Source organism: Ligilactobacillus sp. JN-6 (Y).1 (assembly GCF_058111525.1).
In genome coordinates this window covers 2,324,953-2,337,679 of the sequence record NZ_CM176599.1, presented here as the reverse complement: position 1 = coordinate 2,337,679, position 12,727 = coordinate 2,324,953, and the positions used below count along the sequence as shown (strand labels likewise).

General features: G+C 41.5%; 15 protein-coding genes. All 15 read left to right on the top strand.

Annotated elements, in window-relative coordinates; translation table 11 throughout:
• Positions 1-94 precede the first annotated feature (94 nt).
• Positions 95-805 carry a hypothetical protein gene (locus AC3XNE_RS10945; protein ID WP_489832104.1) on the top strand — a complete coding sequence of 237 codons (711 nt, stop codon included), beginning with the start codon at positions 95-97 and terminating at the stop codon, positions 803-805.
• A 97-nt stretch (positions 806-902) separates the two neighbouring features.
• A complete protein-coding gene (locus tag AC3XNE_RS10940) occupies positions 903-1,346 on the top strand; it encodes a hypothetical protein (RefSeq protein WP_489832103.1) in 444 nt (147 codons plus the stop codon).
• Between the two features lie 592 nt (positions 1,347-1,938).
• A complete protein-coding gene (locus tag AC3XNE_RS10935) occupies positions 1,939-2,451 on the top strand; it encodes a terminase small subunit (RefSeq protein WP_489832102.1) in 513 nt (170 codons plus the stop codon).
• Positions 2,435-3,745 (top strand): PBSX family phage terminase large subunit, encoded by a 1,311-nt coding sequence (locus tag AC3XNE_RS10930; protein ID WP_489832101.1) that lies wholly within the window; start codon positions 2,435-2,437, stop codon positions 3,743-3,745. The genes AC3XNE_RS10935 and AC3XNE_RS10930 overlap by 17 nt, the downstream gene beginning before the upstream one ends.
• 177 nt (positions 3,746-3,922) lie before the next feature.
• Complete coding sequence (locus AC3XNE_RS10925; protein ID WP_489832100.1) at positions 3,923-5,524, top strand: phage portal protein; 1,602 nt, start codon at positions 3,923-3,925, stop codon at positions 5,522-5,524.
• Complete coding sequence (locus AC3XNE_RS10920) at positions 5,469-6,605, top strand: phage minor capsid protein (RefSeq protein ID WP_489832099.1); 1,137 nt, start codon at positions 5,469-5,471, stop codon at positions 6,603-6,605. Before AC3XNE_RS10925 ends, AC3XNE_RS10920 begins: the two co-directional genes overlap by 56 nt.
• A 100-nt stretch (positions 6,606-6,705) precedes the next feature.
• Positions 6,706-8,016, top strand: a complete 1,311-nt coding sequence (locus AC3XNE_RS10915; RefSeq protein ID WP_079578404.1) for an IS1380 family transposase — start codon at positions 6,706-6,708, stop codon at positions 8,014-8,016.
• 324 nt (positions 8,017-8,340) lie between these two features.
• Positions 8,341-8,925, top strand: coding sequence for a phage scaffolding protein (locus AC3XNE_RS10910; protein WP_489832098.1), 585 nt, complete (start codon positions 8,341-8,343; stop codon positions 8,923-8,925).
• Between the two features lie 17 nt (positions 8,926-8,942).
• Positions 8,943-9,821, top strand: coding sequence for a capsid protein (locus tag AC3XNE_RS10905; RefSeq protein ID WP_489832097.1), 879 nt, complete (start codon positions 8,943-8,945; stop codon positions 9,819-9,821).
• Positions 9,822-9,995: 174 nt separating this feature from the next.
• Positions 9,996-10,460, top strand: a complete 465-nt coding sequence (locus AC3XNE_RS10900) for a hypothetical protein (RefSeq protein WP_489832096.1) — start codon at positions 9,996-9,998, stop codon at positions 10,458-10,460.
• A 4-nt stretch (positions 10,461-10,464) separates the two neighbouring features.
• A complete protein-coding gene (locus AC3XNE_RS10895) occupies positions 10,465-10,947 on the top strand; it encodes a hypothetical protein (RefSeq protein ID WP_489832095.1) in 483 nt (160 codons plus the stop codon).
• A gap of 251 nt (positions 10,948-11,198) precedes the next feature.
• A complete protein-coding gene (locus tag AC3XNE_RS10890) occupies positions 11,199-11,600 on the top strand; it encodes a head-tail connector protein (RefSeq protein ID WP_489832094.1) in 402 nt (133 codons plus the stop codon).
• Positions 11,591-11,941: a putative minor capsid protein gene (locus AC3XNE_RS10885; RefSeq protein WP_489832093.1), complete on the top strand. Its 351-nt coding sequence runs from the start codon at positions 11,591-11,593 to the stop codon at positions 11,939-11,941. The genes AC3XNE_RS10890 and AC3XNE_RS10885 overlap by 10 nt, the downstream gene beginning before the upstream one ends.
• Positions 11,942-12,298, top strand: a complete 357-nt coding sequence (locus AC3XNE_RS10880) for a minor capsid protein (RefSeq protein ID WP_489832092.1) — start codon at positions 11,942-11,944, stop codon at positions 12,296-12,298.
• Positions 12,295-12,726 carry a hypothetical protein gene (locus tag AC3XNE_RS10875; protein ID WP_489832091.1) on the top strand — a complete coding sequence of 144 codons (432 nt, stop codon included), beginning with the start codon at positions 12,295-12,297 and terminating at the stop codon, positions 12,724-12,726. Before AC3XNE_RS10880 ends, AC3XNE_RS10875 begins: the two co-directional genes overlap by 4 nt.
• Position 12,727 lies beyond the last annotated feature (1 nt).

Below are 12,727 nucleotides of genomic sequence, written 5' to 3'. Positions count from 1 at the left end.
CTAGCTAAGCCTTGCAACGGTACATGCTTGAGTTCGAGCCTCAAGGCAAGGCATTTATCCGAATAAGAAAAAAGTAAAGGAGAGAAATATGATGGTGACAAGAGAGCAGGTTAGACAATCAATCTTTGATCTAACACATTATTGGGACGACACGTACGGTGTTGGAAATTGGGGGGATATTAGTCAGAAAGAACTTGATAATTGCCCACAAGCTAAAAAGGTACGTGTGATATTCAAGGACAAGGATGTAATTATCAGAGAACGAGGCGGACAGCCTTATAGAGGACAGTCCAACCTTAATTTGAAAAATGTGTCTAAGAAAGAACGAGATTCTTTTATTATTGAACAGTACAATAAAGGTGTTCCAGCGATAGAGATAGCTAAAGTAATGGGTTATCAGACAACGTCAATGATTTATACGGTGTTGCAAAACAACGATATGACTACAACGAGACGGCCTCAAAAGATAGATGTGACACGTGAACAATTCATTAAGGCAATCGAGACGAGCTCAAGTCAGGATGAAGTTGCAAGCAAGCTATCGACACCAAAACATAAAATTAGTCATCAGAGTATGCAGACGTTGTTTAAAAAGTATGATATGCAGAAAGCACGACAGATACTTAAGAGACGTGGTAGAGCACGTTATTTAGTTAAAGATGGAAGAACTATCAAGTTCGACAGTATGCGTGAATTAGCGCTTTATTTAGGCGTTACAACTCAAACGATTCATAACAAGATAAATAGAGGAACAGTAGAATATCAAGTATTAACTTGGGGAGATGTGCATGATGAAGATGTTTAGATTTCTAAAAGGAAAGATAGTTTACCGCAGAGTTGGACCAATGTTGTATCAAACAAAGGTACAACGCAGAGTTAGAATATTTTAGGGAGGAAATATATTGGCAAGTAAAAATGATGCGATCGAGGCAATTAAAAGTTATCCTGATTATGAGCGAGATTATCGTAAACGGGAGTTAGAAATTAAATATCCGTACGATGCTTACCCAGACGAAAATATTAACGGTGGTAAGGCACAGAATGTCCGCGATGAATCGACTGAGGACACTGTTTACAGATTGATAGACGACCCAGTGTTAAATTGCCTTGACTGGCAAAAGAATGCCGTAGAGGGCGCTTTAAAGCAGTGTGTGGACAAACAGGTGCGTAGTTTATTAGACAAAGCCACGTATGACATTATCTATGAGTTTTATTTTCGGGAAACGCAAATATATAATGCTGAAGGCATAGCGGGCAAGGTTAGTTTATCTAAGCGATCAGTCTATGATAGACGAAACGCTTTTATCAAAACTGTTCAAGATAAATTAAATCAAACTGCACGCTAACTGCACAAATACCTCTGAATAGTGTTGTATATTTGTAATATACAAAAAGCTTTAGTTAAGTCCTTTTGTAAGAACACGAAATTTTCCTCCTATGAAAATTCGTTAGTGTGGTTAGCACGATCTAACCGTAACAGTGCCTGGTAGGCGTGAGCACATAACTGATGATAGACATTGATATGACTCCTTAACTTATAACTGAATGTCACAGGTGGTTCGATTCCACCTACTGTTATATCCGTTAGCTGGGTTAGAGGCTAGTCCCTGACCGGGGACATACATAATATTTCAGGCAGTCCGCTGGGGCTGTCTTTTTTAGTGCACATAAAAAACCATTGACCAGTTAAGTCAATGGCAAAAGGACTTAGGAGTTAAACGTTGATCGTTAGCAATGTACATATTATTGTCCTTTGACGTCATTGTAACAGAAAGTAGGAGAGGTTGCTATGAAAAGCTTATTCAAATGCATAGGGTTGTCATTGGCACTTATAGCACTGTTCACGGCAATGTTTTATGGCGGACTGCTGATGGCGTGGCTGGTTGTTAGGATCGTGTTATAGGGATACATAAGTGAAAGGTGGTGGTGGCAAATGCCATGAAACTAACGGAAAAGCAAAACAGGTTTGTTGATTACTATATTGAACTTGGCAATGCCACTCAAGCCGCAATCAAAGCAGGTTATTCTAAAAAAACTGCTCGGTCAGTAGGCAGTGAAAACTTGACCAAACCTGACATAAAAAGCGCCATTGAGAAAAAAATGAAGAAACTTGAAGATGCTAAGATAGCTAAAGCTGAAGAGGTACTTCAATTGTATTCTCGTATCTTGCGTGGTGAAGAAAGTGAAAAAAGTGCTGTCGCCACTCCTAAAGGCGTGGAAGTGGTAGAAACTCCGGCTGATCTAAAAACTAGGCTAAGTGCTGGTAAAGAGCTGATGAAACGTTATCCAGCAATGGACCCGATGACGGCCGAGCAGATACGCAAGCTTAAAGCTGATGCTGATTTAGCTGAGCTGAAAGCTAAACGTGAAGCTGATGGTGATGTACAGGACAACATTATTATGAACTTTAACCGAACTGATGGGAGGAACACGGATGACAACGGTAATTGATGTGGATGTTGATGCAATGATCAATCCCCATTTTAACAACGTGCTGTTTTCCAAGGCCTCTAATAAGGTGTTAGAAGGCGGTCGTGGCTCTACTAAGTCGTCTGCAATTAGTTTGGATATTGTCTATAAGTTTCTGCAAGACCCATATGCTAATGCCTTAGTAATGCGCAAGGTTGCTAACACGATCAACATGTCCGTTTATGAACAAATTAAATGGGCGATATACATGTTACATGTTAATAACCAGTTTGAGTTCAAGAAATCACCTTATAAGATTATTCATAAGGCAACAGGGACGGCAATTTATTTTAGTGGTGTTGATGATCCACAGAAATTGAAGTCGTTCATGATTGCAAAAGGTTACGTTCGTTGGCTATGGTTTGAAGAGTTGGCCGAATTCAATAGCTGGGAAGAAGTCGACACAGTGCGAGCTTCATTCACACGTAAACAGCTCCCAAACGGTTTAAAGGTTGAAACGTATTACAGCTATAACCCACCTAAGAACCCGTATGATTGGATCAATGAGTTTGTCGAAAGCAGAAGAAACATGCCTGATTGGTACGTTGATCATTCAACATATAAAGATGTGACACTACCAAATATCCTAGCCAAGAGCTATCTTGAAGAAATAGAAGCAGTTAAACAAAATGATCCTGACTATTATCGGTGGATGTATCTGGGTGAAGTAGTCGGATTAGGGACTAACGTTTATAATATTGATTTATTTCATGTCATAGATGAGTTTCCCAGTGATGACCGTTTACTAGGCTTATATTATTCAGTCGATACAGGGCACGAGACATCTGCTACTACGTGCGGTTGTTACGGCTTAACTGCTAAAGGCAACGTGATACTACTGGATAATTATTACTATTCTCCTGCTGGTAAAGCTTATAAGAAATCGCCTACTCAGTTAGCTGAAGATCTAAAAGCGTTCATCGATCGTAATGGGCGAGAGTATGGTATGACGACGATGAGGCTAACAATGGACTCTGCTGAAGGTGCCTTGGATAATGAGTTCTATGCTAAGTATGCTATCCATTGGCACAAAGTAAACAAACTTAAAAAGGTTGACATGGTCGATCGTGTGCAGGACTTATTAGCTCATGGTCGTTTTTTTATGCTCAAAAAAGAAGCTAATAAAATATTCTACGAAGAAAACAAGCGATACCAATGGGACGAGAAGACACTGCAAAGCGATGATCCTAAAGTCATAAAAGAAAACGATCATTGTGCGGATCAGTTCCAATACTTTGTGCGTGATGCTGAACGTGATCTTGGCTTGAAGTGGTAGGGTCTATTACTAACAAATGGACCCTTGAGAATATCGTTATAATAAGCTTTTATTTTGGAGTAATTAACAAAGGGTCGTTTATATTTATAAAACTAAAGAATAACCCCTAAAAATAGGAGGTGGACTATGTCGTTAATTGACAGCATTAAAAATCTATTTCGGAAAGGAGGCGCTAAGGTGGGCGTGATTAAATCACTGACTAACATTACAGACGATGACCGTATATCGATCTCGCCAGATGAATATATACGTATCTCGGAGGCTAAGCGATACTATCGCAACGACTTTCCAAAAGTAAAGTACCGCAATAGTTACGGTCATGAATGTGAGCGCCGTTTATCTAGCCTGAACATTACTAAGATGGCTGCTAGACGCTTAGCTTCAGTTATCTTTAATGAACAGTGCTCGGTGGCAGTTAATAACAAAGAGAGTGTTGCTAACGGTGATGATGCCACTGCTATTAAGGACAATAAAGCACATGAATTGATTGATGAAGTGCTGGCTGATAACGACTTCTATACAACATATGAAGAACAGCTAGAACAAGGTATTGCATTAGGTGGTTTTGCTATCCGCCCATATGTGGAAAATGATAAGATCAAATTATCATGGATTAAAGCCGATCAATTCTATCCATTGCAATCGAATGTCACCGAGATCAATGAAGCAGCGATTGCGGATAAAACGACCGTACAAGATGGCAACAAGAATCTTTATTACACGTTGTTAGAGTTTCACCAATGGATACCTGCAAAAGAAGGTGGCTACAACTATCAGATCACTAATGAGCTGTATGAGTCCGAAGATAAAGGACAAATTGGCGTTAATATCCCGTTAGATAAGTTACCGAAGTATAAGGGCTTACAGCCAATTAGTGTACTATCTGGCCTAGAAACACCTCTATTTGCATACTTTAAAACACCGGGAGCTAATAATATTTCCCCTGAAAGTCCGTTAGGCTTGGGCATTATTGACAATGCTAAGCATACCGTTGACGCAGTTAATACAACGCATGATCAATTTGTGCACGAAGTAGAAATTGGCAAGCGTCGTATTGCGGTGCCTTCCGAGATGTTAAGGCCGGGCGGACCAATGGCAAGCGGAAATGGTCAGCAAGAGATGCACCCGCCGATATTCGATAAGAGTACAGATATTTATGAGGCGATGTATGGTGATCCACAAATGAAGATCACTGACTTGACACAGCCTATCCGTAATGCGCAATACCAATCAACAATGAGTTTCTTTATGCGTGAGTTTGAAAATGAAACAGGCTTATCACAAGGCACATTTACTGCTGATGGTGAGGGCGTTAAGACAGCTACTGAGGTTGTATCTAATAACTCTATGACCTATCAGACACGCTCGTCTTACTTAACTCAGGTCGATAAGCAAATTAAAGCACTAGTGCGAGCTATCTTATATACAGCAAGCAATGGTGCCTTATTCAGCAATGGTATTCCTTTATGGACTGGTGATGTGGACAGCACCGAAACAATTGTTGATTTCAACGACGGTGTATTTGTAGACCAGGAGGCACAATTTAATAAAGACATGCAAGCCGTCGATGATGGTATGATGCCACGCGTTCAATTCTTGGTCCGCAACTATCAGCTTGACGAAAAGACGGCTAAAGAGTGGATGGAGCAAGCTAACGAAGAATCAACTGAACGAACTCCAGATGCTTTACAAGAAAGTGCATTATTTGGCGGAGGTGGTACTGATGACGAAGAAGATAACAATGAGCCAGATGAATCATCAGGCCAACAAGATAGCTGATAATTATACCAGATTACAACAAGAATTATTCTATCTGTTAATTGATGCAACTAAAGACACACGTTCGTTGTTAATGGACAGAGAGCACCCCTTAGCGTGGCGTTTCGCTATGTTACAGAAAATGGGCGGGCTTACTGAAGAAGTCGTCCGTATGGTTGCTAAAACGGCTAATATGAGCGAGCAACAAATTAAAAGTTTAATCGAAGATAACGGCTTACAAATCGTGCAGCAAATGAATGGTCAGCTAGCTAATATGTTGCAACAGAAAGACAAGCCGATCAGTCAAACTCAACGGCAGATTATTAAGAGTTATGCACATCAAGCTTTTCTTGATATTGATAATAATGTGAATCAAACACTACTCACTACCAATTATGGTGAGAATGCGGCAATGAGGACGTTCCAAGATATCGTTAATCGTACGACCTTGGATATACAGACAGGACGTAAAACACCACAGCGTGCCCTTACAGACAATATTATGCAATGGCAGGACAAAGGTATGAAAACATCTTTAATTGACAAAGGCGGGCATCAATGGAGCTTAGAGGGCTATACACGTACTGTTTTAACGTCCACGTCCTCCCGGGTGTTTAATGATGTGCGCATTCAGTCGATGAAAGAGTTTGATAGCGTATTGGCTACAATGACCAGTCATCCGGCAGCAAGAGAGGCTTGCTCACATATTCAAGGAAAGGTCGTTTGTTTGGTTCCAACTTCTGACTCACGTTATATGCGAGCCTATCCCTCCATATATGACTACGGTTATGGTGAACCTGCAGGGACGATGGGCATTAATTGCCAGCATATGCTTTACCCGTATATCAAAGGTGTATCGCATAACTTTCAAAAGCAGTATGATCCACGTGAAGCACGCCAAAAGATGGATGTGCAACAAAAGCAACGGTACTATGAGCGGTCTATTCGTCACCAAAAGGAGAAGCTGAAAATGGCTAATAAACTGGGCGATGAGAAGGCTCAACGGAAATTAAAGACAAGTATTCGTGGTTATCAAAGTAAGTTAAGCCTGAATTATTCATACTTTTCCCTTAAGGACTACTTTTTGTTGTTGTCATGCTAGTTCGCATCTTTTTCGTTTTTCACCTGTTGGGTGTACAAAAAGAGCACATCCTGTGCTATTGTTAAGTCGTTGAAAACCACAAAGAACAGGAGTGCTCCTTATGTCAACTTTACATCATGAAAAACTTTTATTCAATGACCAGATCAACATTTCTAATGACGGTGGTGAGTTAGCGAACGATGCCGGAACTTTATTAATTGCTGAATTTCTGCACCAAATTCACTTTGACCAGCTCTTAGAAGATAACTTGCATTTTAAAGATGACCGTAAATATTGTACCTTTCCCTTGAACAATTTATTTAAGCAGTTGCTGTTGCAATTGCTGGCAGGATACTGCCAAGATCAGTCGGCTAATACCTTGTCACACGCCGTTGATTTTAAGCTGGTCTTGTCTCAAGCGGTCGCTTCCCAGCCGACACTTTCACGCTTTATCAATCACATTTCAGCGTCTGGGCTCTTTTCAGTCAAATCATTGCTCGGCTCGGTAGCTCACTTTGTTCTTGGGCAGCTAAATCAACATCAGCTGATCCTTGATCTAGATTCGACACATGCCGATACGTTTGGTGACCAAGAAAAGAGTGCTTATAACGGTCACTACCAGACCAACGGTTATCATCCTTTACTAGCCTTTGATGCTTTATCGGGCTGCTTGTTGAATGCTCAATTACGCCCCGGCAATCGCTATACTTCCCAAGGTGCGACTAAATTTTTATTACGGAGCTTACGGGCCTATGACGGATCTTCCCTGGATGTCTTAGTGCGGGGAGATTCTGGTTTCGCAGCTCCAGGGATCTACCATGCGTGTGATAAAAAGCAGGCTAAGTTCGTGATTCGTTTAAAAGCGAACTACCAGCTCCAAAGTCGGGCTGAGCACCTGATCCAAGTGGGTGACCAGGACTTCACCGAAGCTGAAGTCCAATGGCATGTCCTGCGAGACTATTGTCCTCAAAGTTGGTCACGACCTTATCGTGTGATTATTAAATCAACGCGGCCGGCGGGCAACTTTCTGTTTGACCATGAGTTTATCGTGACCAACTTGGAAGAATTAAGCGGTCCACAAGTCTTTGCCCTCTATCACCAACGCGGTTCCATGGAAGACTTGATCAAAGAAGTTAAACGTGGCTTTCACTTTGATAAAACGGACAGTTCTAGTTTTGAGGCCAATGAGTTCCGGATGCTGGTAGCTGGGGTCGCTTATAATATACTGCAAGCCATGAAGAACTTAGTTTTACCAACAAAGCTTAAACACGCTCAGGTCGGGACGATCCGTTTTAAATTACTCCATGTGGCAGCTAAGGTCACGCACCATGCGCGTCAAGTCTGGGTCCATTTATCTCAGACCAATGTGTTCGATAAATTATTTTGGCAGACACTGTTCAAGATTCAAAATCTAAAAATATATCCGCTGTGAACTCACAAAATAAAAAATGTTTTTCTTAGGGAAAGGGTGAAGTCTGTCCTTTTTTAAACAGTCCGACAACAAAACTAACAAAAAGCTGCTTTTTTTACACACTAAAGTAACTTTGCACAAAGTTTTAACTGCAACGAAAAGTATGAATAATTCAGGTTAAGGGATATTGTTAAAGATAACGACTTTCTAACACGTCAATATGGGCGTGAGAGGGTCGTAGCAAAATAAATATATTCGACCTGGATATGTCGTTAAACTGTCTATTTTTCATGCAACCAAAACCCAGTCGTTGCTGGGAAATAAAAACGTATGGAGGTTATACACATGAAAAGAGAGTTTCTAAAGGATCTAGGCATTGAAGGTGAAGCGATTGATAAGATCATGGCTGAGCATGGCAAGGACGTTCAAGACGCTAACAACCAAGTTGAAAGCCTAACAACTGAACGTGACGGCTTAAAAGAACAACTTACAGACCATAACAGCCAATTAGAGGACCTTAAGAAGTCGTCTAAGGATAACAAAGAGCTTCAAGATCAACTAGCCCAGCTCCAAGAAGCAAACAAGAACAAAGATGAAGAGTGGCAACAGAAACTGGCTGATCAAAGCAGAGATTTCAAAATCAACGAAGCATTACGTGACTCAAAAGCGCGTAACCCGAAAGCCGTGCTTGGTTTACTGGATTTGGACAAGGTCACAGTGGGAAAAGATGGTAAACTTGAAAACTTTAATGACCAGTTAGAAGAAGTGCAGAAAAACGATTCATATTTGTTCGATACCAAAAGCAACCAGGAAGCTAATGGGCCTAAAGGTGTTCAGGTTACTTCTTTAGGTAATCCCAGCGGTGGCAATGGTGGCAATGAACCGACTATGGTTCAGAAGATTGCTCAACGTATGAGCGGAGAAAAATAGAAAGAGGGAATTAAACTATGAGTATTGTTTTAGATAGTAAAGATATGGCAGAAATTGATCAGAAGTTTGCTGCCGAATCTCAAATCTGGCAACCACTAATGGCAGGCGCTAAGAGCGTTACTGCTGCTGATTTTGTGGGTGTCAATGAAGTACGGATCAACAAAATGGACGGCTTAATGCAGCCTAAAGAATATGTACGTAACGGCGATAATACTCGCTCCAAGGTAAACATGACTAAAGAAACAGTCAAACTTACACATGAAGACTGGATTGGATACGATCTTGATGAGTTGGACACATCTGAAAACGGTGCATACCAAGTTGCCAATGTTGTTTCTGAACATCAACGCCGGGTAACTATCCCGCGCCGTGACAAGGTGGCAATGCAGGTCTTAGCCGATAATGCTGGTAAAAACGTTACTGATACTGTTACGGCTAAAAATGTGTTGGATGTATACGACGATATTGAAGCATATATGCTTGATCATGAGATCCCAGGCGGATATGTCTTATTTGCATCTGCTGGCTTCTATAAAGCCTTGAAAAATGCAAAGGACATCGCCCGTTCCTTTTCTGTAAATACACAAAACATCAACGGTATTGATCGGAGTGTTGCACAGCTTGACGGTAGTGTCCCGATTTTGCGTGTGGCTAAAGATCGCATTAGTGGTTTGGACATTGGGGGCACAGTTAACTTTGCCTTAACTCCTTTAACTGCTATTGCGCCGATCGTGAAGTATGATAACGTTTCTGTAATCTCACCAGAAAGTGACCGTAGCGGGTACCGGTACACGATCAAAGGCTTATCCTACTATGATGCGATCGTATTGGATAATGCTAAAGCTGGTATCTATACAGGTATCACACCAAAAAGTGATGGTGGCTCGGGAAAATAACACCGCCGACAGTCGGCAAGGCCGCACAGGTATCAACGGGTACTGATACCACAGCTTAATGAGATAATGATGATGAATATGATTAGCGCGAGGAGATGATTTTTTATTAGGAAGCTATATCTTGGCAACGGCAATAGAGAGTTTAAATTTGCCGATACAACAACTGAAATATATTTGAATGCGTTCGATGATGATAGTGCAGCAGCCCTATCAGCAGATGCAAAGGTCAGAATTAAAAACGATTCCGGATATCTGCTGGGAATCAGTGCCAGTATCACGGGATATCAGGCAACCATTACTAGCGGACAATTGGCTCAATTGCCAGCCGGAAGCTATCTACTTGAACTGTGGGACACCGTAGACGGTGGCACTGCAATCTATCCTAGTGACGGATTCGTGGCACTTCAAATCAATGAGAACGTCACCGAACTTTCTGGGGATCTCGTCAGCAGCATCACGGTTGATGATTTTATTCAACAGTTTAGCGACCTTAGCCAGCAGCTAAAAAAAGAAGTTGCAGATGCTGTTGCCAATGGTCTGAAAGGCGATAAGGGTGATGATGCCGTTATCAATATCGTCTCGCAAGCTGATTATGACGCGTTGACCGACAAGTCCGGCGTCTACTTTATTGAGGGGTGATTAAATGCCAACAATCAACGGTAGAGCGTGTGTTGTTAATGGCACACCAGTAGACAAGGTTTTCAGCAATGGCAGGCAAGTATATGGCAGAAATTTAATCCATGACACAAGCAATGATATAAAATCGGCTACCGGTGGTGGTTGGCTAATCACAACCATAGGCATCTTTAATGGAGAACCAGGCAGCCAGTATACGGCTAGTGTTAACATAGAACAGTTAGACCATCCTATGCAATTTGATGCTTGGACTGGAGATAGCAACGGAAATCGTCTAGTAATTATTAAAGAAGTACGCCTTAATGCACATGGAAAAGCCACGATAACATTCGTTGCTCCAAAAACCGATGATTATTCTACAATAGTTATACAGCTTGCTTGGGCAAATGTAAATACATCTGGAGGAACATTTTCATGGAGACAAGCTAAGGCAGAAAAAGGGTCAATTGCAACTCCATTGTCACCAGCACCAGAAGACATATTAAATTAGGAGGATTAACGAAATATGAAAATTGGTTTACCGATGCTGCCGGTGTTATCAACGAAGATAAGAACGGTGTAGTTACTGGTGCAAAGGTTATTTTCACCGATAACACAACCGTGGACTTTTCTGTTAATAAAGCTACTAAATAACAGTGCTATGAGGCGCATTCCAAGTGCGTTTCAGTAGCTTAAACGTACGATCGCCCACAAAATGAACAATGAGGACGCCTAGTTCTGGCGGTTTCGAGGAGGTGCCGAATGGCTTATTTAACATTTGAAGAATATCAAGCGTTAGGTTCTATTGCTGATGATCTAACTGAAGATAAATTCAATAAATTAGAGGTCGTTGCTGAATCATTATTTGACATTGCGACCAAAAGCTTTTACCGTACGAACGATCTGGAAAGCGATGTGAAGTGGCGCAAGGACTTATTTAAGCGTGCACTCGCTCAGCAAGTTAGCTTTTCAAACTATACGGGATTAACAACGCCTTACGAAGTGTCTCAAAGCAGTGTACAGCGTGTTTCTATCGGTCGGACTACTGTAGAGGGTGGAGATGCTGCAAAGTCCACTGTGGGTCGTTTGGGTATCTATGGAGTGGCATACACTTTACTAGCTCAAACAGGGCTTATGTATCGAGGTGTTAGTTCATGCTATTGATACCGGCAAGTATGGCCAAACAGCAGATAATATTAAGACGGTTTACAGGCCAATCAGGTGGAGTCTATCCCAAACCGACGTACGATGATCCGATCACCATTCAAAGTGTAGTCTTTCAACCACAAACAATATATACAGGGACGAACAACGACAGGCAGATAGTTGCCAATGCCGTTGTTTTTTTATACAAAAACATCTCTCAACCGATCCCTAAATTATCGAAGGCAAACATTGGTTCTAAGATCACATTTGAAGGTGAGGAATACACCGTACAGAAGATCGTGGATAATCGCAATCCATTTAGCAATGAATTGTGGTCGTACGAACTGGAGGTGCTTTAGATGGCTGTTAAGGTACATGTAGACCTGAGCGGTTTGCATCGCAAGTTAAGTAGGCAAGCACTTATCAGAGGCCGTAAAGCTTACACAAACGACGCACATCAAGCGATGGAGCAATACGTGCCAAAGCTGGAAGGTAACTTGCGTAAAAGTTCTGTTATGGCTTCAGATGGCTCATATATTGATTATGTTATGCCGTACGCTAAAGCACAGTTTTATGGCGTTGTTAGCGGACACACAGTTCACAATTATACAACACCAGGAACTAGTAAGCGATGGGATCTAAGGTTAAAAGCACGCAAGGATCTGATGCAGAAATGCAATGAGGCGTTTATTAGTGGAGCGGGGTGGAAACAATGACGGATTTAAGAGAACAGTTAGCTAATAAAATTCAACAAGATTTAGGGGTTCAATTAGTCGCCGGCTTCCTTAACCCGCAGAATGATACGCAATTTGCCTTAACGCGCCTGCCAGGTTCGCATATTGTCGATGAAGACTTTGAAGGTACGCAAGAAGTCCTTTATAATTTTGAGATCGTGAGGCAGGTTCCCGTAGGTGATTATAGTGCCTTGCAAGAAGCGCAAGACCAATTAATCAAGATCAGCAACTATTTAGATGACTTGAGTAGTTTGGCTTTAAAGGGGCAACCCCAACCTGCAGACTTTCAGTTTGTGGGTATTGAAGTCCAATCCGAGCCGGCAGAGCTAACGATTGATATTCAAAACGTAAGATGTGGCCTTGAAATTGGGGTCACGATCATAAAAAACAAATATAGAAATGAGGAATAAA